This window comes from Variovorax sp. J22R115 (assembly GCF_030317005.1).
GTDB lineage: Bacteria > Pseudomonadota > Gammaproteobacteria > Burkholderiales > Burkholderiaceae_C > Variovorax.
The window spans coordinates 193,513-218,433 of the sequence record NZ_JASZYM010000011.1 but is presented as its reverse complement, the minus strand read 5'-3'; the positions used below and the strand labels follow the sequence as shown (position 1 = coordinate 218,433).

The window sequence follows — 24,921 nt, the reverse complement described above, 5'->3', positions numbered from 1 at the left end:
GTCGGAAATGGACACGAACTCCAGCATCACCGAGAAGCGCATTGGGGACGTAGCGGATCTCGCAGGCCAAATCGGCCCTCACACTGAACTGAAGCCGGGCAACATCGACAAGGCATTCGCCACGCTGACGGCGCTATACGCGCTCAAGGGCTACGAGTTGATCAGGGGCAACCCGGCCGACGGTGCAGCCGCCTACTACGCCATGCGCTGGGACATGGTCAAGGTCTTGCCCACCCTCGATGCAGCACGCGCATTCCTGGCGCAGATCGGGGGCGCGGCTTGATCGACGCCATCCAACAATTCCGCGCGGCGCTCGCATTCCGCGGCATCGTTCCCCCGGTCGAAATCATTGCTGATGGCGAATTTCATCGCTGTGATGCCGCCGGCAAGATCGGTCAACACGACGCGACCTACAAACTGCACCTCGACGGTGTGCCTGCCGGTGGCTTCGAAAACCACCGCGACGGGCTCGGCTGGCAAGCCTGGAAGGTAGATATCGGCCGCCCCCTCAGCGCTGCCGAGACGGAGGCTCAACGCGCCCGCGTTGACGCCGCCCGCCGCGTCCGCGAGCAGGCCGAGGAAGTGCGTCACGAGGCTGCAGCGACCGACGCGAGCGTGCTCTGGAGCAAGTCCAAGACCGCCGCGCCCAACCACCCATATCTGGTCAAAAAGGGAGTCAACAACTACGGCCTGCGCGTTGATGGTGGCGACCTGATCGTCCCGATCACGGACGTGAAAGGCAAGCTGACGACGGTGCAGCGCATTGACGAGAACGGCGAGAAGCGCTTCCTTCAATACGGCCGCAAGCGCGGGAGCTACTTTGGCATCGGCAACCCGGTGGGCACCATCTACATCGTCGAGGGCTACGCCACTGGCGCAAGCGTTCACGAGGCGACCGAGCACGCCGTTGCAGTCGCCTTCGACTGCGGCAACTTGCTGCCGGTGGCCAAGGCTTTGCGCGCCCGCTTCCCGGAGATCCAGATCGTGCTGGCCGCCGATGACGACATCGAGACCGAAGGCAACCCCGGCATGACCAAGGCTCGGGAAGCCGCCAAGGCGGTCGGTGGTTCCGTCGCGATGCCGGCGTTCGGCAGCAGTCGCAAGCCGGGCCAGACCGACTTCAACGACTTGCACCAGGCGCAGGGGCTCGATGCGGTGCGGAAGTGCTTCGCGAAGGTCCTCGACGAGGCGCCCGACGACGAACATCCCGACCTTCATCGCAATGCCCCCCGTGCTGATCCGGCCGCCCTGTACGGCCTGATTGGTGAGATTGCCCGCGCCGCCGCCGAGACGACCGAGGCGAACCCCTTTGCCGTGGCGTTGAACGTCATCAACTACCTGAGCGCGGCGGTCGGCCGCGTTGCCTACCTTCCTGTGGGCAACACCTGGCACCACCCACGCTTGTTCGGGATCCACGTCGGACGCACCGGCCGGGGCCGCAAGGGCGATGCCGTCAGCATCGTTCACCGCATCGACATGGCAATCCGTGCGAAGGACGAGTACATCGCGCCGCAGGTTCACCGCGGCGGGTTGTCGTCCCGCGAAGGTCTGGCCTACCTGATCCACGACGGCTACATGGACGGCAAGACCGAGGTCGCGCCGATCCACGACAAGCGCTTGTGGGTGGTCGAGTCGGAGTTCGCCAATGTCCTGAGCCAGACCAAGCGCGAGGGCAACACGCTGTCGGCCGCACTGCGCGATTGCTGGGACGGCGTTTCCATCCGGCCGGCAACCAAGACCAGCCGCGTCTGGGCGTCCGATCCGCACGTCACCTTGTCGTGTGCAGTGACGCCCGGCGAGCTGCGTTCGATGCTCGCGGCCCGCGAGTTGACCAACGGCTTCGCGAACCGCTTCATGATGGTGTATGCCGAGCGCGACCACTACGTGGCATTTCCCCAGGCAACACCGCAGGACAAGATCGACGACTTCGCGAGCCGGATCATCGATGTCCTGAGGACGGTTGGCGCCGATCGCCATGTGGAGACGGATGCGCGCCGAATGCAACTCACGCCGGCCGCGCAAGAGCTGTACGAAAAGCTCTACCTCGGCGAACTCAACGACCAAAGCGCAGGCGAACTCGTCAACGCGCTGATCGAACGCCGCGCCCCGACGCTGCTGCGCCTGGCGATGTTGTTCGCGATCTTCGACAAGAGCGAGGCAGTCGATGTGCCCCATGTCGAGGCCGGGCTGGCATGGGTTCGCCTCTGGACGGACTCCGTCAAGTTCGTCTTCGCGAGCGCGCTGGACGAAGTGACGGCGGCCGAGACCAGTGCCACCGCCGACAAGATCATCAAGTTCCTGGCCGACAAGGGCAGCGCCAGCCGCAAGGCGATCACGGTCGAGTGCTTCGGCGGTCATCTGTCCAAAGACAAGATCGACGCAGCGCTGGACGAGTTGCTCTTGACCACGCCAGCACGGATCGAGGTTGAAACGGCGCCGACCGCCGGCCGCCCTGCAAAGATTTACCGACTGACGGACGCGAACAAAGCGAAGGTGGCGAAGGATCAACAACGGCGCGCCCTGCAGCCCGATTCGCATGCCGGCGAGTATTGCGAAGCAGGCGAAGAAAGCTACCTCACCCAGGACGATGTCGAGGCCTTCGTTAGCGACGTTCGCCTTGTTCGCGACGCCCAAGAGCAGGCCGCAACCCGCATGGATATTGGTAGTTCGCCAAGTTCGCCTAGTTCGCACGGCGAACTGGAGATCGCCACCCAAGAACCCCTCACCGCAACCGCAACCATGGAGAAAATGTAATGAAACCAGAATCCAACCTCGCTCAACCCGGGCAACCGACTGCCCGTACGTCCGGCAGTGCGCTGCGCAAGCGGCAGCGCAAACCGTTGGGGGGCAAGTCGTTGCTGAATGGCCTTGACTTCCTGAATCACGTTGACCGCAGGGCTTTCGATCACCTGACGGATTCGCTCGAACTCGCGATGCACGCAACTGACCTATGTGCCAAAGGAAAAGCCGACCGCGAGGCAAAGCGCGCCGAACTGCTGGAGTACTTCCGTCAGAAGTACGGTGTGAATTTTCTTCGTAGTGTGACGGAGTCGCAAAGCCGCAGGAGCAGTGCTGCGTAACCCACATCGCAGTCTGTTCAGGCCCCAGCGGCGTTCCGCGGCCGATTCGAGCGCGGAACGTCAACCTGGGGCTTGTCCTTTCGACTTCAGTCCTGCGTGCGCACACGCACGCATGCGTCCATTTCAGGAATCCCCCTATGCCCCGACAAAAGCCCCCTCCCATCTCCGCCTCCATCTCCGGCGACCTTCGCCGCCGCGTCAACCAGATCGCTCACGCCCAGGGGATGAAGCATGAGCTTGCGGCCCGCACGCGCATCGTCGATGAACTGCATCGCATTGCAGCGGACGACACCCTGAATGACCCGGTGAGCACGATCGCCACCTACCTGAAGGCGCTTGAGGGCGCATAGGAACGGCAAGACGCGCCCCCTTGCGCCGGGCAAGTGCGACGACAGCGTGCAGCTCGTTGTCGTCCATCCACCTTTTGCGCGCGCGCACGCGCCCGCGTGCGTAGATGGCGGAAATCATCGTGAGCGCCCCCCCACGGCCGCGGCGGATCTGGCGAACGACCCTTACCGCACAGCAAGGGTGGCCGTTTGATCGAGGCGCACATGATTGCCTGCGTTCATCGCGCCGGGCAAAAGCTGCAACTGTTCGTCAAGCAGAGTCGGTCGCAGCGCTGAGGTACGTGCTACTTGGGGAGCGCCGCTGGACTGCAGATGACGTTCCCCGATGCGACGGCGCCGATGCACATCACGACGCGGTTGTTCGCCTTGTCGTACAGCCAGACATTCGACTGAGTGCTCGACCCGCCGACCCCGATCGCGATCCAATCGGGATGAGGCGTCGGAGCGACGGAGCCGATAGCCACCCCGAACGATGACCACGCGCTGTCCACGAGCCGGTCAAGGCCGGTTGAGCCGACGAAATTCCGCCTCCATCACATCCAGTTCGCTGCGCTCCCACTGCTCCATGTCGGCCCCGTGCTCCGGCTTGAGTTGGATGAACTCGCTGCGCACCACCTCGTCCGCCTCATGCTCCCGAAACCCCTGTTGCATCAGCTCCAGCAGCCGAGCCTGCGCCTGCTTGCCCACCGTCTGCAGCGTCGATTCCAGATCCCCGTCCGCCTTCAGTGCGGCCACCTTCCGCGGCAGCCATTTCGTCCAGTGCTTCCGGGCCATCGCCGCGTAGTTCTCTGCGCTCATCGTCGCTCTCCGTTTCGTTTTCGTCAGTATCTGCGTCGGCTTCGCATTCGACAACCTCGCCCAAATTGACAACGCGCTGAGGCGGACGCGATCGATACCGTCCTGGATTGCCTGGGGCGGCGCGGATAGCATCTGCCAAGTCGCAGCCCCCCCCGATCCGAGGAGTCGATGTAATGGCCAGCAACCGGATAGCGCCCTTGCCGGCAGAACTGCCCGTGAAGCCGGTCGGATGGAACAAGCGCATGTCGCTGCACATGAAGACCAATGGCGGCGGCGTGGCGGTGTACGACATAACCGATGACAGGGGCGAGCCCATGCCGATCGGGTTCGGCTATTGCTTCGACCGCGTAAATCAGGGGAAATCACGCAGCGGATTTTTCCTACACGGCGGCCCCGCCGACAGCTACCTGAGTTGGGCCGAAATGCGTGAAGCATGGCCTGCCTACTTCCAACGCTTGGAAGGCGAAGACTTGTGACGCCCAGCCCGAAAGCGCGATGGCCATGATGAGGCAGTTCCGACCCGCCGAAAGCGAGGAGCGCTGGATGCGCAACCCGGCGTTTGTCCGTGGTGCCAAAAGAGGATGACGGGCTTTCAGCGCACTAATTGATAGACCCAATCACTAGCTGCGGCGCCTATTTATTCCGCCACCACAAAGCCGGTTGCACTGGCAGGGCGATGCCAGCAAAGCTATCGCGGAACATGCGACCGAACACCGCCGCTGGGTTGGCGAAGGGAAGTGCTGGAGGTAAACCTGCAGGCCGCCGATGTAGAAAGCCACCAACTGCGCAACCTTGCCTGCTGGCCAGTGCAGGATCACAAGCACCAAGCCCGTGCCCGATGTCGCCACCAGTTTAGCCAACCGTTGCTCCGACCCGTAGCGTGCCTCGGCACTCCATTGCAGCAAGCTTAGATCGAACATTGCGTGGGGCAGCCACGCCCTCAGCATCGCGCCCGTCAATTGCGCCGCCACGTAAGCGCCCAGGCTCCCCGCCGGCAGCTCGCAGGGCAAAGCGACGCGACCGGCGGCGCCGTGTTCGGTTTGCTACGGCTGTATCGCCAAGTACCATCCTGCGCTATACAGATGGAGGAGAGCGACATGGAAGCACTGCTTGTGCCGCTGATCATCGGCGCGGTGATTGCGGTTGGGGCACTTATATGCCGGCTCGTGCTGAGCGAGCGCTGGGCAGCATTTCATACGCGAACGCTGGCCGTTGTCATATTTGCGTTTGGCGTGTACCTGGCAACGCTGACGGGCACGAAGACGCAGTTCGTGTTGCCGGGCTTTGGCGCGATGGGGCTGGGTGCCGTGGCGGGCGGTGCGATCGGCTTTGGCACTTATCTGGTCGTTGGGGCGGTTGGCCTCGCCACTGGCGGTGTCGGTTTGGCCCTGGGCGCAGGGGCCATGACCCTAATCGGGGCAGGCGTCGGGGCAGCGGGTGGAGCTGCCGGGGGCTTCGGGTTTCGGGTGGTTGAGTACCCGCTCGTCAGCCCGTTCGTTTGGGGGCCGATCCTGATGTTCGCGGTCTATCTATTCGTGACCGTGAGGCGCAACAAGCTTGGAGCGCCTGCACTGCCCGGGGGCCCCGATGCGGCCGGGAAGCTTCAGCCGGCGCCGTCCCAAGACCCCCACTGACTTCCCCTTTCAGCACGCTCGCGGGACCGGCCTGCGCCACACGCACTACTCTTGGTATTGAACCCTGCCCGTGACAAAAACGGAGTAGGTGCCATCGAGCGTGTTGCGAGTCGGAGCGGCATTGATGTCGCCGAGGAAGATGGGCTTCATGGTCCTACCTTCTTGCTTGGCGAGTCGCTCAGCGGTTCGGAGAAAGCACTGCTTGGCGCCCTGTACCGGCTGGTCCGCTGACGACAGGAACTTGTACTCCTTGTAGAAGACCTCCAGTGCGAACCCTGCCTTTTCGGTGGGCTCTATGCGATATCCGCAGCTTGAGGGGTCGACTGGGTCACGCACGTATCTGTCGGGAACAGTTGTGCAACCGGCCATGCCAAGGCCAATCGCAAGGGAAAGTATTGAGCAGGTTTTCATTCCAAGGGGCTCGACTAAGTAACGGGGATTGTGGCTGACGACGGGGGGCCGCTTTGGATAGCGGACGATGTGAAGCGCTTTTCCGTTTTCCGGTTCGTGAGAGATCTCACGATTGTCCAGGCCGCTCGAAAGGCAACATTGCGCATGTCCGCGGGATCGTTTTGCGCACGTCGCTCGACGCGGCCCTGCGCCTTCTACAAGTGCTGCTCGGGCGGGGGAGCGATTTGCATTGTTTGGGCTCGCGCTGCATTCCCCGCCCCTTGATACGCCAGCAGGTCCGCAAAGACAAGCGGCACCCGAAGGTGCCGCTTGCTGCCTACAGTCGAACGCATGTCGTGGTGCCGTTTTCCTGATTGTTGGCGTACCCGCAGGTAGTAGCAAACGCCTGGTCATCAGACGCGCAAGTCGATCTTATTCGGGAACCCTCTTGACCATGGCCGTGGACTTCATCAAAAGGCCCCCGGGCGCGCCGTCGCGCCCGAAAGTCCTCGTCCTTCTTCTGACGGTCTCCTCGACCAGGCCGCGGAGAAGGGGATTCTTTTTCAAATCGTCGAGCTGGATACGTCTCTGTCGGCAGATCGTCCATCTGGAGTACACCCGTATACGACATAGGGGAAGCCGCACGACTGTGTCTATTTAGGATTATTTTTGGAATTGATTGACATATTCCATAATGCCTCTTAGAGTCCAGACATACAGAACTTAGGAACTTCCCTCCCCATGAGCACACAGCGCCAGACGGACGCGCGGCACACTGGAAAACACATTGGCTACGTTCGGGTTTCCAGTGTGGACCAGAACGATGCCCGGCAACTGGACGGTGTTGAGCTGGACAAGACCTTCACCGATAAGGCGAGCGGCAAGGACACCCAGAGGGCTCAGCTTCAAGCGATGCTCGACTATGTACGCGAAGGCGACCACCTGTTCGTCCACAGCATGGACCGCCTTTCGCGGTCCCTGAAGGACTTGCAGGATGTGGTGGAAGCACTGACGGCCAAGGGAGTGTCAGTGACGTTCACGAAGGAACGTCTCACTTTCGCGAGGAACGACAGCGACCCGATGTCGATGCTGATGCTGCAGTTGCTTGGCGCGATCGGTCAGTTCGAGCGATCTCTGATCAAGGAGCGCCAGCGCGAAGGGATTGCTATCGCCAAGGCCCGAGGGGTCTACAAGGGGCGCAAGCCAGTGCTCGACGCCGACGCCGCCAAGACGCTCCGGGAGATGGCTGCGCGGGGCGTTCCGAAGGTGGACATCGCGCAGGCCCTCGGCATCTCCCGGGCCAGCGTGTACGAGTACTTGAAGGCATGACCGCCCTCACCTCTGCGAGCGGAGCCAACTTGCACAAAGCATCGGTGGAGCAGACCGACTTGTTCGATGACCGCGTAACACGGTCTCTGCTCGATCAGTTGCTGGACGACTCCAGGCTGTATCGGAAGGGAGGCGACTACCAAGCATTGCTTGACTTTGTGGTTCGCCTGCGGAACTTCGCGCCCTTCAACGCCATGTTGCTGCAAATCCAGAAGCCGGGCCTGAGCCATGCCGCATCGGCGCCGGATTGGCGTGACCGATTCGACCGGCAGATCAAGGATGGAGCGCGACCCTTGCTCATACTTCGACCCTTCGGACCGGTCGCCCTCGTCTATGACGTTCTGGACACCGAGGGTGCCCCCTTGCCTGATGGCGTGGAAGCCTTTTCGGCAGAGGGTGGGACAACGTCCGCCACCTTGGAAGCCTGCTCCAAGAAGCTGGCTGGCAAAGGCATCGAATGGAATCGCGTGGATACCGGCGACAACTTTGCGGGGTCAATCCAACTGCTGGGGCGATCGGCCGACCCCGAGGTTCCTTCGCACTACCGCCTGAGTGTGAACCTCAACCACAACGCCGATGTGCAGTTCGCCACGTTGACCCACGAGCTCGGCCACCTCTTCTTGGGGCATCTCGGCGCCGACAAGTACCTCAACATTCCAGATCGCCCGAGGCTTGCGCATAGACAACAGGAACTGGAGGCCGAATCCGTCGCGTACGTCGTCTGCGGCCGCAACGGCGTCGAGAACAACTCGAAAACCTACCTCGCGGGCTATGTGCAGGAAGACACGACCGTAGAGAATCTCGACCTGTACCAGATCATGCGCGCAGGCGGGCAGGTTGAAACCTTGCTTGGGTTGGCGGCACGTGCCAGGTTCGACCGGCCAAGCAAGCAAGGCGCAGGGCCGTCTTGACCGGCCGGACTCTGGCACCTCGACGGGCAGGCGCCGCCAAAAGCAGACCTACGGAATCAGGCGCTGGTATCTGCACCAGCCACACTACGAATGCAAGGAAGCCTTGGAACTCGATTCAACGCCTGACCCGGGGGAAACTGCCGGACAACTGTGGGCACGCCGAGAGGCGATGCAGGCTGAGGCTTCATCGTTGCTTGGACAGATGCTCTTCGCGTTCTCGTACATCGATGTGAATTTGGGGCTCTGTCTGGCGTGGGTGGACAACGGGACAAAATTGGAAGCCCTATCGAGGTCGGTCGAAGGGCAGAACATTTATACAAAGCTCGAAGCGCTTTCGAGGCAAGTCGCGGAAAAGCTCCCGGCCGGTTCCAAGCGCCGTGCGGCCTATGAGCGCTGGATTGAGCGTGTGCATGCCGCTCGGGTGCAGCGCAATCAGATGGTCCATGGACGATGGGGCATCGAGGCGCACCGTCTCAAGGTCGTCAATGTGATTGGACTCCCCTCCGGCACGCAGCAAAGCATTGACTACACCCTTGCGGAATTGACCGCGTTCAACCAAAAGTTGCGCGCATTGGAGCGAGAGCTAGCCAGGCTAAGAGAACGCTGGCCTCTCTAGGCAGTTCGCCTAACAGGCGGAATCATCGCGTCAATGTGGTGTCCGATGAGAACAAGATAAAGGTGTTGCCGCCTGGAAGCACTTGGACGTAGCCGGCGAATCAACCCCCCAATACGTGGGCAAAGAGCAAAGGATCATGCTGCGACTCAGAAAAAAGTGATGGTCAAAACCGGCACGGAAATGGCCAAGTGAAGTCTGGCCTTTCTTGCTGAGCTTTGTGACCACACATCGCTTATGAACTCAGCGGTTGGCAACGGCATGGTGGCGAAAAGACATAGAAACCAAGACTGGCTTTGATCGACTGCGGCCGTCTTGAGAAAAATCAAGCCATTCATCCAGGATTGGCCCAGGTATCAAGCGCAACTTCAGTTTGCCGTGACGGCGCCTGGTCGCGCCGTCCGCAGGTGATTGTTGCGCAGTGAACCGCATCGCTCGTTTCGGTTGGCTAGATTCGTCGTTCCGCGAACGGCGCGTTGCTGCAGATTCGTCGCATGCGGACCCCAGAATAACTGGGTACTTTTGCCGCGGCTGCTCAAGACAAGTCAGTCGTCGTTTCAATGCCAAAAATCAAGTTCAGCATGTGAGCGTCCAGCAACCCGTTCGAGCCGCTATTAAAGAGCCGCCTTAAGTCTGCATCTTGGAGGATCTTCAGAAGCAAGGCACGGGCCACTTCGTCACACACGTGTGCAATCTCCACCAAGCCAGAAATTAAGCCTGGAGAAAGGACATCACCATGGACGATCTTTGACCTCACGCTGTAGGCCCTTTTTACTTGTCTGAATAGACGCAACCTTTCGCTTGGCTCCCCCGACAGCAGAAAAGCCACCCGCTCCGCTAGCTGATGGGAAAGTTCAGAAGCCGACGTGCTCAACAGCGCCTCGAAGAACGAACAATAGTTTGCGATCTTCTGGCCCAGGTCCTCCGACGATCGAGCTTGTTGAAGGAACCTCGCGGCACGATCAGTCCGTGTGAAGGTATTTCTGAAGGCTGTATGGGCAGGAAAGTCCTGCTCCTTAATGCCCTGGAAAGATGTGGCATGAAAGGCGCAGATTTCCGACAGTGATGCCGTGTCTACCGATATTTCCTTTCGTCCCCCTGAATGATCCGTGTACTGCAGCGCCAATGAATTGCTATGTACGTTTCCATCTGGTTCTTGGGAGAAACCGAAAGCCATCTCGCAGTTGGCGCTGTTGTCCTGCTTCAACCACGTGGCGGTCAAAAATGCTTGTGTCTCCCGGAGAAAGTTGATTACCTCCTCCGGGCCGCGCGAAGTATCCGAAAATTCGTCGATCCGATACAGCACCGTGTCGCCGTTCGTGAACGGACGAGTCTCCATTGATCCGATTGTCACGATGTGACCTGGCTTCATGAAGCCCGCCAAATGCGCGGGATTGTTAGTGACGAACAAGCCACTCTTGATTGGCATAGGGTTCTTGAGAACTTGAGCGATTTTGAAGTCCACCAATGCCGTAGCAAAAACATATTTCATCGAAGACGAGCTTAAGAAGGGATGCAAGACTGTGCCGGCGGCATCCGGGCCGGAGACTGCCTCAGAACACTGGACTCGCTGCTGAGTCCAGGAAGACGCTCATGAAAGCTTCGGGCACGTGATTTCAGCCAGCCGCGAAAGTATGTCGAGTGCACGGGCAGGGTCGGGAGGTCGTCCGGCCTCGGGGTCCCATTCGGCCACGCTGGCGAGCCAGAGGGACATGTTCTCGGCATTGCGCTCTAGCAGGTCGCGCACGACCTCGCGAAACTCTCGCGTGACCCTGTTGACGCCCCCCTGGGACGCCCGCTGCCCGGCACGCGTCCGCGCTTCCTGGCGGGCTCGCTGTTCGCGGTGGCGTCCGCGACCAACTCAGAATCCCGAGCGAGTGTCATCAGCGTTTGCGATTCGATCGCGTTGATCTCGTCGGCATGGTCATTTGCCAATGGTGGCAATTGAGAAAGGCGTTGTCACGCACCCGGATGACGGCACCGCTGCTGCACTAAAGGTCGGCCGTTTAGCGCCGGGAACTTGGAATGATTTGTGGTCGCAAGAGCGTCAGGACTCGCCCCACCCATGCGCGGTCAAGTTCGCTTGATATTTTTCCAAATCAATAGCCAACGTCAATGCTGAACCAACCGAGCCATCTGGGCGATGGTTCGTGAAATTCGACATTATATATCGAATCTGTTGTTCAACTTTTTTGCCTTTCCCGTCGTTCTTGTAAACGGGGAGAATCGTTATTTGCCGAACATAGGTTTCTTCATTTGCCAACTCGACATTGAGCATGAATTTACCGCGTACGCCGTTCACCTCAAACTCAAGGCCGAATCTCTCGCAAAATCGCCTTAGAACATCGACAAGATCCTTCGCATTCTTAAGATCTATGTCATCAGCGTAAATTCGCCACGCCTGATGCACATGCAATGTCAGCCCTGCACGCTGTCCCGCCACAAGCATCATGAAATTCCGGTACGGGAACTTATTTGTGTACGATTTGGCAAATAGAGAAATCAGCGTTGGCTCTCCTCCATGCTCCTCAGGTCCAAAGTGTTGCTCTTGGTCGGCAGCCTTGACAGTGTTCGAAATAATATCAAATTCGCTAGCCCAGTGTCGCTTATATATGTCCTGGACTTGATCGATGATTTTTAGGACGTATAAGTCAGAAGGGACCTCTCCCTTCTTGGCCATATTGTCCAAGACGGTATCGACATTCGTTTTTCCGGTCAGATTGATTAGTTCGTCATCAATGACATCGCTGAGAAGTTCGATGGCACGGGGCGATTGGTCATCTGGGGCCAGCCCCGCCCGGCGCCTGACCTCGGCAATCACTTCTTGTAGAACACGATCGTAAGCGGGATCTGGAGTTTCCTCGCCGATCGGGTCTTCATATTCGATCGAAAACGCCGCACGCGCCAATAGATTTGCTGCGGTGCGTTGATCTAAATTTTCGAGTGCTGATATCATCGTCGAATCTCAATGACGTCAAATTCATTTGGCAAAAGATCGACTATTTGGAGTTCAGGGCCGTATGCCGCACGATTCTTGTGATTAACCGATTTTATTCGTGCGGGGTCAATTAGGTCTTTTGCGATAGTAAAAAGCACCGGCCGCCAAATTTTCCAACTTTTCGACTCAACTGTCGCAACAATGTCATCTTTTTGTTGTTGATTTATGGCTCCATTGGCCAACCACTGGGCGCTCAGGATTCGGAATTTCTTCTTGTACCCTTTAATTAAGAAGCTATGGGTATCCTCGCCGTCCACATCGCGCCACAAATTATCGTAGATCAATTTTGGGTTTGAACTCGGCGCTATGGCAGCAGCTCCAGTTCCAGGCGTTGCAGCCGTTGCATCAAAATGCTCAGAAACCCAAGCAAAGTGAACGCCTTTCAAATACTTAACCGCTATTTCGTGCGATATCCAAGGATTTGTTGAATATAAAATCGGACCAGCCATCTCAATTTGATTCGTTATTGTTTCTGCCGCCTGCTTGGAAGGGCGCGCACCAAAATTTGCGCCGTGTCTCCAGCAGATGACGTACGGGATCGATCGTTGCATCCCCGGGCGACCGTGTCTAGCTGTCGGAGTCACGAGGCGCCAGGAAGATACGCACTCTTACACACCTTGTTACTATTTTGCAAGGAGAGCGGGCCGACATGATTCATCGTGGCCCGAGGTGAGGATGGTAAGTTAGTGCCCGCCTACTTACGTGATCCTTGGGTGAGCGTCTCAGCGGCGAAATATGGCTTGATTGCGCGCAATCACATTTTTGGTGTCTCGGCCGACCACAACCCAGTGCAAGGCTGCGTCAGTGTGCGCAAAAAATGGATTGTTAAATCAGCGAAGCGCGCATGAAGAGCGGGTTGAAAAATCGATGACGCACACCCTGGATGGCGAACCCGGGGGTAGGGATGCAGCCCCATCCCCTTTCATTGCGACCCCGCCCGATTTTTCGCGCAACTCGCTGCGATGTTTGGCGGTCGTCGAGGTCCGGGACCTGAAGGTCGGTAGGTCGTGCCGCTGTGTTCCAAAAAACGGCGAACACTGGCGTTCGAACCGAGACGATCAGTAGTCCCTCGCGAACGTCCCGCCTAAGAGACCGCTGCATCTTTCGCCGAAGCGTTTGCTTGAGCCGATGGCTGGCCAACCGAAGTCCACTCCACTTCATCGACATAAACACCGTCGATCACTTGCCGTCGCGAGGCATCCATCGCTCGGCGCCTCGTTGCAATGCCACTATCTCTACGGCCTGACGTATTCGCGCAAACAAGTCGTCCTGCCAGGAGAGATGGCCGCCGATCTCTCGCCCTAGCAATTGAGAGGCTTGTCGCTGAAATGCTTCGGGGGCCGCGGCCCGCAGCAGCGTCCAACACGCGATGATCGATTCGCGGCGGGACACAAGGAGATCCGCAGCAGGTAACTTGTCGGACTTGTCCCGGTTGACTACACCATCGACTGGCAGCAGGTTCCAGAGATCATTGCAGCCCCATAGCGCGAACGGAATCACATGGTCCACCGCAAAGCCTGCGCCGAGTAATCTATCGCTCCACGCGCAGCGCGTGACGCCAGCCTCGATGAAGACTCGTCTGGCAAAGCCATTGGCCCGCTCCTCTGTCGGCTGTGCAAGAAGCAGAGGGAGTACATCGCCCGCTGTTATGCCCTGCCGGTACGAGAACCGCTCGCTCAACGCGGCCCATCGCAATATCACGGCATCGATGATCCAGTGACCCTGGAGACTCAGCTCGCGCCAGATACCTGCCGTCACGAGCACTTCTCGCGCGGCACCGTCGTACTCAAACACTAAACCGGAATCGAGCGAGCCGCCGGCGAAGGCGACGGGACCGCCGACTATCGTCTTGCTGATGCTGCTCAACGCCGCAGAAGTCATTCGACCGACATCGGCGTTCAACTTGCCTGCAGACCAGGCGAAGTGCCAAGCAGACAGGCCGCCATGCTCCCCTTGTCCCTTGAATACATCCATCAGGGCAGTCGTCGGCGCCCTGAACGCAACTGGGTTGCGCTCGCCCTTTCCTTCGGCAGCGGATTGAGGCATGAAACGGGCGCTGGCAAATATAGGCCAGTAGTAGAGCAGCCATCGCTCGGCTATGTTGCTTAGCGGCACGCCCACTCTCCCGTCGGTGCGCCAGGACATTGCGCGAGGTTCCAGTAGCGCAATTTCAGCGAGCGCCCGGAACAGCGCCAGCTTGTATGTCGCAACCTTCTTGTCCCGGTTCAGAATTCCCTCAATCTGATCTACGGCTCTCACCGCCCCACCGGCGTGCAGCTCAAACAGCAGCGTGTACCAGGTCGTTCCGGTGCGACCCAGTGCGTCACCGGTATTCCACCTGCCGATCTGCTGGAACCCCAGTCGCTCAAGCACAAGGCGCACATACTCGGGCGGATAGTTCTTGAAAAGCCGCCCGGCATCATCGCGCTCGCCAGAAGCTATGTCCCCGCGGGTCAACGGCAGAGAGACCAAGAGCCGACCATGTGGCCGCAATAAGCGGCGCAATCCCAACACTGAATCAAAGAGATCTTCTTCGGGCACATGCATGAGCACCGCACTGCAAAGGACGCCCTCAAAGCCGCCGCCGAAGGGTTCCCCAATGCAAGGCAACGAACCGGGCATCAGCCGGCCCACAAGCTCTTTGTGATTCGCTGAGGCGGCGCCGCGGAGTGCGTCGATTGGCTCTACTCCGTAGGCATCGTAACCAAGCGCAATTAGCGCGGCGAGATCGCGCCCGCTGCCAGCCCCAACATCGAGCACGCGACTTCCACGCGGAAATGCCAGTGAAAAATACGGCTCCATCGGACTGGCCGCGGCGTCGTATCGAGCCGCGATTTCAGCGGCTCCCTCGGTGTAGTACGTGGCAGTGGGTTCATCCATAAAGTGGGCGACAGTGACTAACAAAGCCCAGATTCTGCGGCCTCTGAGCACGTCACCGCAGCAGCGACGCCCCCGCATCGCGATGAAGCAACCGAGATGCATGGCCGCCGAGATCGCCACCTTCGGCGCCCGCGTGGTCCGCTTCATAGCGCGGGGCTTGGGCGCGTCCGAGGCCTAGCGACGAACGTCTATCGCGGACATAGCAAGCATGTTCCGCCGGGCCTTTCATGGACCCTGAATTGGGCTGTGGCCGAGGGCTTCGCCGTAGGCCATCGCGGCATCGCTGAGAGCCGCCGCCGATCAGCAAAGGATGCTCGACGCGCTCAAGCGCGCCGCCACTCGGGCCTGCGACCACTGGGGCGACAACGACGACACCAGGGCGAAGATGCGCGTCCAACGCCTGGCGCTGCCCATTCAACTTCAACGCGACCTGCTGGAGCATTTCGAGCGCGAGTACGCCCAAGTCCTAGCATCGAACCCTGACCATTCATGCGATCAGGCAATGCAGGAGGGCGCGCACTGGCTACAGGCTACGTGTGCGACGTGCGACCGGAAGCGCCTCCTTGTGCGCGCCATCTGCAGATTGGGCCGGCTGGGCCGGCGCAACGCAGGCCAAAATTCAACCGGGCGACAGGTATGCTCACGGCTTAGATTGCAGTCCTTACAGAATGGCCCTCAAGAAATCCGAACTCTATTCATCGCTCTGGCAGAGCTGCGACGCGTTGCGCGGCGGCATGGACGCCAGCCAGTACAAGGACTACGTGCTGGTGTTCCTGTTCATCAAGTACGTGAGCGACAAGTACGCCGGCAAGCCCTATCAGCCGCTCACCATCCCGCGCGGCGCCAGCTTTGCCGACATGGTGGCGCTGAAGGGCAAGAACGACATTGGCGATCAGATTAACAAGAAGATCATCGCGCCGCTGGTGGCGGTCAACAAACAGCTCTCGTTGTCCGACTTTCCAGACTTCAACGACGCCACCAAGCTTGGCAGCGGCAAGGAAATGGTGGACCGGCTCACCGACCTGGTAGCCATCTTTGAAAGCAAGGCGCTGGACTTCTCAAAGAACCGCGCGGATGGCGACGACATCCTCGGCGACGCCTACGAATACCTGATGCAGCACTTCGCCACCGAGAGTGGCAAAAGCAAGGGCCAGTTTTACACGCCGGCCGAAGTGAGCCGCATCATCGCCCAGGTGCTGGGGGTCGGCGCCGCGCAGACGAGCCACGAAACCACCGTGTACGACCCAACTTGCGGCTCGGGCTCCCTGCTGCTCAAGGTGGCGGATGCGGCGCACAGCAAGCTCACGCTCTACGGCCAGGAAAAAGACTCCGCCACTAGCGGCCTGGCGCGCATGAACATGATCTTGCATGACAACCCCACGGCAGAGATCAAGCAGGGCAACACCCTGGCCGACCCCAAGTTTCGCGAAGGCAAGGCCAACAACGAGAGCATCAAGGTTTTCGATTACGTGGTGGCCAACCCACCTTTCTCCGACAAGCGCTGGAGCACCGGCATAGACCCGCTGCACGACCCCTGGAAGCGCTTCGAGGCCTTCGGCGTGCCGCCGGCCAAGCAGGGCGACTACGCCTACTTGCTGCACATCGTGCGCTCGCTCAAGAGCACTGGCCGTGGCGCCTGCGTCCTACCGCATGGCGTTCTTTTTCGCGGCAATACCGAGGCCGACATCCGCCGCGCGCTGGTCCGCAAAGGCTACATCGAGGCCATCATCGGCCTGCCTGCCAACCTGTTCTATGGCACCGGCATCCCGGCCTGCCTCGTTGTCATCGACAAGTCGCGCGCCGCCGAGCGCGTGGCCGCTGGCACCGGCATCTTCATGATCGACGCCGCTCAGGGCTTCATGAAAGACGGCCCCAAGAATCGCCTGCGCGAGCGCGACATACACCGCATCGTCGATGCCTTCCAGCGCCGCCAGCCCGTGTTGCGCTATGCCCGGCAGGTGGACCTAGAAGAGATCGAGGAGAACGAATACAACCTTAACCTGCAGCGCTACATCGACAGCCGAATAACCGAAGATCGTCAGGACATCGAAGGCCACCTGCGCGGCGGTATTCCCGAGGCGGACGTCACCGCGCCGGACAGCCTGGTCAGCCGCTATTGGGCGGTGTGCCCGCAGCTCGAACGCGCGCTATTCACAGCCGGCCGTCCAGGCTACCTGGAACTGGCCGTGGACAAGGCGACCATCAAGCCCACCATCCACTGCCATCCTGAGTTCGCCGGCTTCATCAGCCGGATGAACGCGCACTTCACCGCTTGGCGAGAAGTGCAGGCCAAGGCGCTCAAGGCCGTGCGCCCGCGCACGCCCAAGGCCCAGCCCAAGCGCGTGATCGCCGAGTTGTCTGAGAGCCTACTGGCCCACTACTTGGGCCAGCCGCTGATCGACTGCTACTCGGTCTACCAGCACCTGATGGACTACTGGGCGCAGACGATGCAGGACGATGCCTACCTGATCGCGGCCGAGGGCTGGCAGGCACAGACCTACCGCGTCATCGGGACCGACAAGAAGGGCAAGCAGAAAGACAAAGGCTGGGCTTGCGACCTGGTGCCCAAGGCGCTGATCGTGGCGCGTTACTTCGCCAAGGAACAGGCAGCGCTGGATGCGCGGCATGCCGAGCTGGAAGGTATTAGCGCGAAGCTGACCGAACTGGAGGAAGAGCATGGAGGCGAGGACGCGGCCTTTGCTGGCTTCGACAAGATCAACGTCGCAGCGGTAAAGGATCGCCTGCGCGAGATCGAGGAAGAAGTGAAGGCCGAGATCAAGGCGGCGAAGGCGGGCAAGGGACTGCCAGCCGTTACCGACGAGCAGCAGGAACCGGTGGCGGATGAACTGCGCGTGCTGCTGGAATGGCTAAAGCTGGCCGCCGAAGAGTCGGCGTTGAAGAAGCGCGTAAAGGAGGCCGACACTGCGCTGGATGCGGCGGCCTATGCCCGATACCCCAAGCTCACCGCAGCCGAGGTGCAGGCGCTGGTGGTGGACGACAAGTGGCTCGCCGCGCTGGATGCCGCCGTGCACAGCGAGATGGACTGGCTGAGCCGGCAACTCACGTCGCGGGTGAAGGAGTTGGCGGAGCGGTATGAAGCGCCGGTGCCGCAGATAAATGAACGGGTGTCGGAACTGGAGGCGCGGGTGACCCGGCATCTGGAGAAGATGGGGTTTGCATGGACGTAGACGAACCCCGCTCGCGATATGGCAGCGACGGCGAAGGTTACAAGTCCACCGATATCGGAGTCATACCTTGTGATTGGTCAGTTGGAGCCATTGGCGACATAGCTGAAACATCTTCAGGAACGACACCTTCGCGGGCTGCATATGACCGCTATTACAAGCGCGGCCATGTCGCGTGGGTCAAGACGCTTGATCTGAACAACAGAGAGATTCGTGTCACCGACGAGATGGTGACATCCGCTGCACTGGCTGAAACCAGTCTTCGCGTCTATCCACCTGGGTCAGTTCTTGTCGCAATGTATGGTGGGCTGAACCAGATTGGGCGCACCGGTCTTCTGTGTATTCCAGCGGCAGTCAACCAAGCGTTGACTGCGATCAGGCCACACGACGGCAAGGTCGATTCCGACTATCTTCTGCGAGTACTCAACCACCGCGTTGATTATTGGCGCAGCGTGGCAAGTAGTAGCCGGAAGGATCCGAACATCACCAGCAAAGATGTTCGGGCATTCTCATTGGCGCTACCGGATATTCCGGAACAACAAGCCATCGCCAAGGCGCTCTCCGACGCAGATGCCCTGATCGAATCCCTGTCGTTGCTGCTGGTCAAGAAGCGCCAGATCAAACAAGGCGCCATGCAGGAACTACTTACCGGCAGAAGGCGCCTGCCTGGGTTCGATGAAGCATGGTCTCAAGTACCTTTGGGGGAGCTGTTTGACTTCAAGAATGGACTGAACAAGGCCAAGAAATTCTTCGGTCACGGCACCCCCATCGTGAATTACATGGATGTCTTTTCCAAACCGGCACTGTTCGCAGAAAAGCTTGCTGGACAGGTTTCTGTTGGATCTGACGAAGTTCGGAACTTCGACGTACGCAAGGGGGATGCTTTTTTTACTAGGACCTCTGAGACCATCGCCGAAATCGGACTCGCCTCGGTCATGCTTGATGAGACCGAAAACACGGTATTTAGCGGTTTTGTCCTTCGCGCCAGGCCGCGCGACAACCGTTTGAACAGTCGATTTGCCGTGCATGCACTTCGGTCAGCATACGTCAGAGAACAGATCGTAGCTCGGGCGTCCTACACCACTCGCGCATTGACAAATGGCCGCCTGCTTGGGACGGCAAGGTTGCGGATGCCGTCACCTGAGGAACAAGAAGCACTTGCGGAAATTCTTGAAGACATGGATGCGGCGACTCTTGCTGTGCAAGCCAAGCTCGAAAAGGTTCTTGACCTTAAGGCGGCAATGATGCAGGCATTGCTTACCGGCAGCATCCGTCTAGTGCAGCCGAATGCCAGCCGTTGTTCGGCGGCTGACGCGACCGTAGCCTAAGGAGTACCCCCGCCATGCCTTCGATTGGACAACCGGAACGCGCCACGCAGAACCGTGTGATTGCGCTGTTCCGCGACGAACTTGGCTGGCGCTACCTGGGCGACTGGTCGGATCGCGAAGGCAATGCCAACATCGAGGAGAGCCTGCTTTCACCCTGGCTGCAGAAACGCGGAGCGACGCCGGCGCAGATCAGCGCCACGCTGCTGCGCCTCCGCACCGAGGCCGGTAACCACCATCGTACGTTGTATGCGAACAACCAAGCCGTCTATGGCCTGCTGCGATACGGCGTGCCAGTCAAGACGGCGGCCGGCGAGCAGACCCAGACAGTGCAGCTAATCGACTGGCAGCACCCCGAGGCGAACGACTTCGCCATCGCAGATGAGGTGACGCTTAAGGGCGACCGCACGCGGCGGCCCGACCTGGTGATGTACGTCAACGGTATCGCCATCGGCGTGATCGAGTTGAAGAACAGCCGCGTGTCAGTGGGCGACGGCATCCGCCAATGCCTGTCGAACCAGCAGCCGATGTTTCACCAGGCCTTCTTCGGCACCGTGCAGATCGTCTTCGCGGGCAACGATTCCGAAGGACTTCGCTACGGCACGGTCGGCACGCCGGAGAAGATGTTCCTCCAGTGGAAGGAGGACGAGGCGGAAGACAGCCGGTTCAAGCTGGACAAGTACCTGCTGAAGATGTGCGACAAGGCGCGGCTGGTCGAGCTGATGCACGACTTCGTGCTGTTCGACGGCGGAGTGAAAAAGCTTCCGCGCGTGCACCAGTACTTCGGCATCCGGGCGGCGCAGGCCCATGTGCGTGAGCGCAAGGGCGGCATCCTGTGGCACACGCAGGGCAGCGGCAAAAGCATCGTGATGGTGCTGCTTGCGCGCTGGATCCTGGAGCACCAGGCACAGGCACGCGTAGTGATCGTGACCGACCGCGACGAGCTAGACAAGCAGATTCACCGTGTGTTCACCGATGCCGGCGAGAAGCTGCTCCGCAGCCGCAGCGGGCGCGACCTGATGGCGCAGCTGGCGCAGCCCGCCCCGCGTCTGCTGTGCTCGCTGGTGCACAAATTCGGTGTGGAGGCGCGCGGGCGTGATAAGCGCGGGTTCGAGGTCTTCATCCAAGAGCTGGAGGCGCAGCCTGCGGTGGCGCCCGGCGAGCTTTTCGTGTTCGTGGACGAATGCCACCGCACCCAGAGCGGCCGGCTACATCGGGTGATGAAGGCGCTGATGCCCAATGCGGTGTTCATCGGCTTCACCGGCACGCCGCTGCTCAAGGCCGATAAGCAGTCCAGCCTGGAAGTGTTCGGCGGCTACATCCACACCTACAAGTTCAGTGAGGCAGTGGAAGACGAGGTGGTGCTGGACCTGGTATATGAGGCGCGCGACATCGACCAACGGCTGGGGTCGCCCGCGAAGATTGACGCCTGGTTCGAGGCGGCGACCGAGGACCTAAATACCTGGCAGAAGAACGAGCTCAAGGCCAAGTGGGGCACCATGCAGCAGGTGCTGAGCTCGCGCTCACGCATGCAGCGCGTGGTGGACGACATCAAGTTTGACTTCAGCGTCACCAAGTTCGGCAAGCCGCGCCTGTCCAGCGGGCGAGGCAATGCCATCCTGGTAGCCTCCAGCATCTTCGAGGCCTGCAAGTATTTCACGTTGTTCAATGCGGCCGGCACTGGCTTCAAGGGCAAATGCGCCCTTGTCACCTCGTACAGCCCGTTGGTCAAGGACGTAACCACCGAAGAGGTAGGCGCCAATACCGAGAGCGACAAGCAGCTAATCTTCAATACCTACAGCGAGCTGCTGAAGGGCGTGGAAGCCAGGCCCGGCATGAGCGCCACCGAGACCTACGAGGAGAGGGCCAAGGGGTTGTTCGCCAGGGAACCGGCCAACATGAAGTTGCTGGTGGTGGTGGATAAGCTACTCACCGGCTTCGACGCGCCGCCGTGCAGCTACCTCTACATCGACAAATCGATGCAGGATCACGGTCTGTTCCAGGCCATCTGCCGCACCAACCGGCTGGACGGCGAGGACAAGGAGTTCGGCTACATCGTCGATTACAAGGACTTGTTCAAGAAGGTGGAGAAGGCCATTGCCGTCTACACCTCGGAGCTGGATCACAGCGCCGGCGGGGCTGACCCCGAGGTGCTGATGCAGAACCGACTGGAGCTGGGCCGCAAGCGCCTGGACGACGCAGTGGAGGCGCTGGCGCTGCTGTGCGAACCGGTGGCGGCGCCTCGCGGCGAGCTGGAACACATCCGCTACTTCTGCGGCAACACCGAGATTGCAGACGAGCTGGCGGCGCGCGAACCGCAGCGCGTGATGCTCTATCGGGGCGTGGTCGCGCTGCTGCGCGCCTGGGCAAACGTTGTCGATGAATTGCTGGCGGCCGGCTATTCCGAAGCCGACGGCGTTCGCCTGCGCAGCTTGCTGGACCAATACGTGAAGTTACGCGAGATCGTGCGCAAGGCCAGCGGCGAAACGCTGGACCTGAAGCCTTACGAGGCGGACATGCGGCACCTGCTCGATACCTACATCGAGGCCGAGGAGCCGCGCCAGATCTCACCGTTTGAAGGTATCGGCCTGCTAGACCTGATCGTCAAGACCGGCATCGCCGATGCCATTGCCGCCAAGCTCGGTGAGCTGAAGGGCAACCGCGACGCCATTGCCGAGACGATCGAGAACAACGTGCGCAGCAAGATCGTGAAGGACCATCTGAACGATCCGGCGTTCTACGAGCGTATGTCGGCGCTGTTGGACAGCATCATCAAGCAGCGCAAGGAGAAGGCGGAGGAGTACGAAAAGTACCTCCAGCGCATTGCACAGCTGGTGCAGCAGGTGGAGATAGGCCAGGCAGAAGACGCTCCCGTTGAGCTGACCACGCCGGGGCGGCGGGCGCTGTTCAACAATCTCAAGCCTTGGCTCGGTGCAAAGCCCGAGCCGCATCATGTGGCGGAGCCGATACCGGCTTATGGCGCCGGTACTCCCCACCCCGCGCTGGCGCTGGCCTTGCGGATCGACCAGACCGTCAAGGCGGTCCGGCCGGATGGCTGGAGAGGCCATCCCGCGAAAGAAAACACGATCAAGGCCGCTTTGTTCGCGCTGCTCCAGGATGCCGAGCAGGTCGAGTGCATCTTCCTGATCATCAAGGCTCAGGCCGAGTACTGATGACCTCCCGCATCGCCCTGGGCGCCATCGAGGCGGACGTGGTGTTCAAAGACATCCGCAATGTGCATCTGACGGTGCTTCCGCCGAAGGGGCGAGTGCGCATCTCGGCGCCACGGCACATGCAGCTCGACACGGTGCGCGTCTTTGCCTTGTCCAAGCTCGCGTGGATTCGGGACCAGCGGACAAAGTTGGCAGGCCAGGAACGTGAGGCGACGCGCGAGTTCCTGGAACGTGAGAGCCACTACGTGTGGGGTCGCCGCTATCTGTTGAAGCTGGTCGAGGTCGAAGCCGTGCCGTCGGTCGAACTCCGCCATCGCAACCTGGTGCTGGCCATGCGGCCGCACGCCGATGCTGTTGCCAAGGAGGCACTGCTCTCCCGCTGGTATCGCGACCAAGTCAGGGCGCGTGCAGCAGGATTGGTAGCCGAATGGAGCCGCACCCTTGGAGTAGACACGCCGCGCATCCATGTTCAGCACATGAAGACAAGGTGGGGAAGCTGCTCGCCGTTGCGCCGATCGATACGCCTCAACACGGAGCTGGCCAAGAAGCCACCAGGGTGTCTGGAGTACATCGTCGTGCATGAACTGGTGCACCTGTTGGAGCCGACCCACAACGAACGCTTCAAGGCTCTCATGCGGACCTTCCTGCCGGAATGGGAGGCCCGGCGTCGTGAACTAAATGGATTGCCCGTCGGGCACGAAGAGTGGCTTTACTGAAGCGCCGAGTCTCGCGCGTCCCCGCAAGCAATTGCGTAGTGCCGCTGTGCTTCAGCAGCGCACGGCTTCCCAACGTGCCCACGAATCAGCCAGAGCTTTGTGCCGAAATGGCGCGTCCGCTGAAAAATCGCCAGATGGTACCTAGCAGCAAATGTGGGGGTGGGATCGCACGAAGGGGGGGGTGGAAAGCTCTTACCTGGTCATTGAAATATGCGGCCATAGCCCTTTCAATTTCCAAGTCGTCGAATCGCATGCCGAGTTGGAAGCAAAGAATGCTTTTTCTTAGGCTAACTTCTCACTGATACGTTTCGCGATTCAGGAGAAGCTCAATAAACCTCTCGGTGATGGCGTCGAGGTCTGCAATGGATAGTTCAGCCCTCCATGTCTCCGTGCCCTTAAGATTGGTGTTCCAAACCGTCAGCGTCTTGATCTCGTTCTCGGCATCTGGACGAAATGCAAGGTTGAAGTGTGCAATCGCGTTGCGCAGCATACGGACCAAATCTCGAAGATCCTCTACCTGTGGATGGTTACCGGTAACCTTCGGTACGGGCCACCCTTGCTCTTGCAATTCCGCGAGAGGTGTCCTTGGGATGCGGTCCACATAGCGCTGTTGCGGGAATACCAATAAACCCAGCATTGAATTGATCAGTTGTGTCACTTCATAGACTGGAGCTTCGCGATTGTTCTGGCGAATTTCCCGAATGGCTCTCAAGTTCGCGGATGTGCGCGCTGCAAGATCGGCAACTATGTCTTCGTACATCATTTGAGCCACCCACCTTCCGTCATCAACTGCGCGAGCAGCTCTTCAGCCGCTCGGCGGGGGAAACACATCGCTACGAACCCAGCAGCGCGTCGATGACGCAGGAGCACGGCGATCATCGTGGTGGTCGGACCAGTGCGCGGCGCCGCAGCGCATCGTAGCAACAAGACGATGCTTGGAAAGCGCACACCGAAGCGGCATGTCAACACTCATGCTCGTCACCGCGTCCGACCAACGCGATCATTCGGTTAACGGGAATCTGATCGCGCGCGAACGTTTCCCAGCGCGGGCCTGCCGACCAGAAATCCGACTTTTCTGATCGTCATACTCGACGCAGCCAAGTCGAGCACAAGCCACGGACATGGCCGCATCAGGGGGTCTGGCTGGCGAGATAGGCTGGCGCCTGCGCGTGCACAAATTCGATTTCAATGAGCGTGGCCGGGGCCCGACCACCGCCCATGTCGTCCATGTGCTCCATGCGGGCCAGCTTGGGCGCCGCGAATTCGGCAAGCTTCGCCAACAGATCAAGTGCACGCGCAGGGTCGGGAGGGCGTCCGACCGGGGGATCACCTTCTGCGACAGCATCGAGCCAGAGTGGAATCTTGTCGGCAAAGCCTCTGAGCAGTTCGTTCACCGTCTCGCGAAACTCGCGCGTCACCAGGTTCGGCGTGCCCTTCAGTCGGCCACCGGATTTCCGGGAGCCGACTGGCTTGCCGCGCTTGCATGGCGTACTCATGGCGGGATTGTGGAACGGGGCAGCCGCCACGCCAAGTGCCAGTGCG

20 protein-coding genes are annotated in these 24,921 nt (G+C 60.1%); 13 read left to right on the top strand and 7 right to left on the bottom strand.

The window, feature by feature from the left end:
* Positions 1-7: 7 nt before the first annotated feature.
* The 4 genes from QTI04_RS20630 (at position 8) to QTI04_RS20615 (ending at position 3,430) form a co-directional block, all read left to right on the top strand.
* Positions 8-283: a hypothetical protein gene (locus tag QTI04_RS20630; RefSeq protein ID WP_286617347.1), complete on the top strand. Its 276-nt coding sequence runs from the start codon at positions 8-10 to the stop codon at positions 281-283.
* Entirely contained in the window at positions 280-2,754 is a 2,475-nt protein-coding gene (locus QTI04_RS20625) for a toprim domain-containing protein (RefSeq protein WP_286617345.1), read from the top strand. Before QTI04_RS20630 ends, QTI04_RS20625 begins: the two co-directional genes overlap by 4 nt.
* Positions 2,754-3,080 (top strand): hypothetical protein, encoded by a 327-nt coding sequence (locus tag QTI04_RS20620; RefSeq protein WP_286617343.1) that lies wholly within the window; start codon positions 2,754-2,756, stop codon positions 3,078-3,080. Before QTI04_RS20625 ends, QTI04_RS20620 begins: the two co-directional genes overlap by 1 nt.
* A gap of 137 nt (positions 3,081-3,217) precedes the next feature.
* A complete protein-coding gene (locus tag QTI04_RS20615) occupies positions 3,218-3,430 on the top strand; it encodes a hypothetical protein (protein ID WP_286617341.1) in 213 nt (70 codons plus the stop codon).
* Between the two features lie 495 nt (positions 3,431-3,925).
* Here QTI04_RS20615 and QTI04_RS20610 read toward each other — a convergent pair whose 3' ends face one another.
* Positions 3,926-4,225 carry a hypothetical protein gene (locus QTI04_RS20610; protein ID WP_286617340.1) on the bottom strand — a complete coding sequence of 100 codons (300 nt, stop codon included), beginning with the start codon at positions 4,223-4,225 and terminating at the stop codon, positions 3,926-3,928.
* Positions 4,226-4,398: 173 nt separating this feature from the next.
* On the opposite strand from QTI04_RS20610, the gene QTI04_RS20605 reads away from it, so the two are divergent.
* From QTI04_RS20605 to QTI04_RS20585, 5 genes are all read left to right on the top strand, one after another.
* Positions 4,399-4,701, top strand: coding sequence for a hypothetical protein (locus QTI04_RS20605; RefSeq protein ID WP_286617338.1), 303 nt, complete (start codon positions 4,399-4,401; stop codon positions 4,699-4,701).
* A gap of 621 nt (positions 4,702-5,322) precedes the next feature.
* Entirely contained in the window at positions 5,323-5,859 is a 537-nt protein-coding gene (locus QTI04_RS20600; RefSeq protein WP_286617336.1) for a hypothetical protein, read from the top strand.
* A 1,131-nt stretch (positions 5,860-6,990) separates the two neighbouring features.
* Positions 6,991-7,578, top strand: a complete 588-nt coding sequence (locus tag QTI04_RS20595) for a recombinase family protein (RefSeq protein ID WP_286617334.1) — start codon at positions 6,991-6,993, stop codon at positions 7,576-7,578.
* Entirely contained in the window at positions 7,575-8,489 is a 915-nt protein-coding gene (locus QTI04_RS20590; protein WP_286617332.1) for an ImmA/IrrE family metallo-endopeptidase, read from the top strand. The genes QTI04_RS20595 and QTI04_RS20590 overlap by 4 nt, the downstream gene beginning before the upstream one ends.
* 103 nt (positions 8,490-8,592) lie before the next feature.
* Positions 8,593-9,105, top strand: a complete 513-nt coding sequence (locus tag QTI04_RS20585) for a hypothetical protein (protein ID WP_286617331.1) — start codon at positions 8,593-8,595, stop codon at positions 9,103-9,105.
* Between the two features lie 532 nt (positions 9,106-9,637).
* Here QTI04_RS20585 and QTI04_RS20580 read toward each other — a convergent pair.
* The 4 genes from QTI04_RS20580 to QTI04_RS20565 all read right to left on the bottom strand — a co-directional run bounded on the left by QTI04_RS20580 (position 9,638) and on the right by QTI04_RS20565 (position 15,127).
* Entirely contained in the window at positions 9,638-10,594 is a 957-nt protein-coding gene (locus tag QTI04_RS20580; protein ID WP_286617330.1) for a HEPN domain-containing protein, read from the bottom strand.
* A 555-nt stretch (positions 10,595-11,149) separates the two neighbouring features.
* The gene (locus QTI04_RS20575; RefSeq protein WP_286617329.1) at positions 11,150-12,058 is read right to left on the bottom strand and encodes a hypothetical protein; all 909 of its coding nucleotides are present in this window, start codon (positions 12,056-12,058) and stop codon (positions 11,150-11,152) included.
* Positions 12,055-12,651, bottom strand: coding sequence for a hypothetical protein (locus tag QTI04_RS20570; RefSeq protein WP_286617327.1), 597 nt, complete (start codon positions 12,649-12,651; stop codon positions 12,055-12,057). Before QTI04_RS20570 ends, QTI04_RS20575 begins: the two co-directional genes overlap by 4 nt.
* A gap of 628 nt (positions 12,652-13,279) precedes the next feature.
* On the bottom strand, positions 13,280-15,127 hold the full coding sequence (locus QTI04_RS20565) for a methyltransferase domain-containing protein (RefSeq protein ID WP_286617325.1): 1,848 nt from the start codon (positions 15,125-15,127) through the stop codon (positions 13,280-13,282).
* A gap of 521 nt (positions 15,128-15,648) precedes the next feature.
* Here QTI04_RS20565 and QTI04_RS20560 point away from each other — a divergent pair.
* The 4 genes from QTI04_RS20560 to QTI04_RS20545 are packed head-to-tail and all read left to right on the top strand — an operon-like array spanning position 15,649 to position 23,379.
* Positions 15,649-18,168, top strand: a complete 2,520-nt coding sequence (locus QTI04_RS20560) for a type I restriction-modification system subunit M (protein WP_286617324.1) — start codon at positions 15,649-15,651, stop codon at positions 18,166-18,168.
* Complete coding sequence (locus QTI04_RS20555; protein WP_286617322.1) at positions 18,159-19,493, top strand: restriction endonuclease subunit S; 1,335 nt, start codon at positions 18,159-18,161, stop codon at positions 19,491-19,493. The genes QTI04_RS20560 and QTI04_RS20555 overlap by 10 nt, the downstream gene beginning before the upstream one ends.
* 14 nt (positions 19,494-19,507) lie before the next feature.
* On the top strand, positions 19,508-22,663 hold the full coding sequence (locus QTI04_RS20550) for a type I restriction endonuclease subunit R (RefSeq protein ID WP_286617320.1): 3,156 nt from the start codon (positions 19,508-19,510) through the stop codon (positions 22,661-22,663).
* Positions 22,663-23,379: a M48 family metallopeptidase gene (locus QTI04_RS20545; protein WP_286617319.1), complete on the top strand. Its 717-nt coding sequence runs from the start codon at positions 22,663-22,665 to the stop codon at positions 23,377-23,379. The genes QTI04_RS20550 and QTI04_RS20545 overlap by 1 nt, the downstream gene beginning before the upstream one ends.
* Before the next feature lie 295 nt (positions 23,380-23,674).
* Here QTI04_RS20545 and QTI04_RS20540 read toward each other — a convergent pair whose 3' ends face one another.
* Positions 23,675-24,142, bottom strand: a complete 468-nt coding sequence (locus tag QTI04_RS20540) for a HEPN family nuclease (RefSeq protein ID WP_286617317.1) — start codon at positions 24,140-24,142, stop codon at positions 23,675-23,677.
* 367 nt (positions 24,143-24,509) lie between these two features.
* Positions 24,510-24,875 (bottom strand): hypothetical protein, encoded by a 366-nt coding sequence (locus tag QTI04_RS20535; protein WP_286617316.1) that lies wholly within the window; start codon positions 24,873-24,875, stop codon positions 24,510-24,512.
* Between the last annotated feature and the right edge of the window lie 46 nt (positions 24,876-24,921).

What these genes read in the sequence shown, in the direction of transcription:
- QTI04_RS20630 (WP_286617347.1), top strand. Translation starts at nt 8, where the DNA reads ATGGACACGAACTCCAGCATCACCGAGAAGCGCATTGGGGACGTAGCG.
- QTI04_RS20620 (WP_286617343.1), top strand. Translation starts at nt 2,754, where the DNA reads ATGAAACCAGAATCCAACCTCGCTCAACCCGGGCAACCGACTGCCCGT.
- QTI04_RS20615 (WP_286617341.1), top strand. Translation starts at nt 3,218, where the DNA reads ATGCCCCGACAAAAGCCCCCTCCCATCTCCGCCTCCATCTCCGGCGAC.
- QTI04_RS20610 (WP_286617340.1), bottom strand. Translation starts at nt 4,225, where the DNA reads ATGAGCGCAGAGAACTACGCGGCGATGGCCCGGAAGCACTGGACGAAA.
- QTI04_RS20605 (WP_286617338.1), top strand. Translation starts at nt 4,399, where the DNA reads ATGGCCAGCAACCGGATAGCGCCCTTGCCGGCAGAACTGCCCGTGAAG.
- QTI04_RS20600 (WP_286617336.1), top strand. Translation starts at nt 5,323, where the DNA reads ATGGAAGCACTGCTTGTGCCGCTGATCATCGGCGCGGTGATTGCGGTT.
- QTI04_RS20595 (WP_286617334.1), top strand. Translation starts at nt 6,991, where the DNA reads ATGAGCACACAGCGCCAGACGGACGCGCGGCACACTGGAAAACACATT.
- QTI04_RS20590 (WP_286617332.1), top strand. Translation starts at nt 7,575, where the DNA reads ATGACCGCCCTCACCTCTGCGAGCGGAGCCAACTTGCACAAAGCATCG.
- QTI04_RS20580 (WP_286617330.1), bottom strand. Translation starts at nt 10,594, where the DNA reads ATGAAATATGTTTTTGCTACGGCATTGGTGGACTTCAAAATCGCTCAA.
- QTI04_RS20575 (WP_286617329.1), bottom strand. Translation starts at nt 12,058, where the DNA reads ATGATATCAGCACTCGAAAATTTAGATCAACGCACCGCAGCAAATCTA.
- QTI04_RS20570 (WP_286617327.1), bottom strand. Translation starts at nt 12,651, where the DNA reads ATGCAACGATCGATCCCGTACGTCATCTGCTGGAGACACGGCGCAAAT.
- QTI04_RS20565 (WP_286617325.1), bottom strand. Translation starts at nt 15,127, where the DNA reads ATGAAGCGGACCACGCGGGCGCCGAAGGTGGCGATCTCGGCGGCCATG.
- QTI04_RS20560 (WP_286617324.1), top strand. Translation starts at nt 15,649, where the DNA reads ATGGCCCTCAAGAAATCCGAACTCTATTCATCGCTCTGGCAGAGCTGC.
- QTI04_RS20555 (WP_286617322.1), top strand. Translation starts at nt 18,159, where the DNA reads ATGGACGTAGACGAACCCCGCTCGCGATATGGCAGCGACGGCGAAGGT.
- QTI04_RS20550 (WP_286617320.1), top strand. Translation starts at nt 19,508, where the DNA reads ATGCCTTCGATTGGACAACCGGAACGCGCCACGCAGAACCGTGTGATT.
- QTI04_RS20545 (WP_286617319.1), top strand. Translation starts at nt 22,663, where the DNA reads ATGACCTCCCGCATCGCCCTGGGCGCCATCGAGGCGGACGTGGTGTTC.
- QTI04_RS20540 (WP_286617317.1), bottom strand. Translation starts at nt 24,142, where the DNA reads ATGATGTACGAAGACATAGTTGCCGATCTTGCAGCGCGCACATCCGCG.
- QTI04_RS20535 (WP_286617316.1), bottom strand. Translation starts at nt 24,875, where the DNA reads ATGAGTACGCCATGCAAGCGCGGCAAGCCAGTCGGCTCCCGGAAATCC.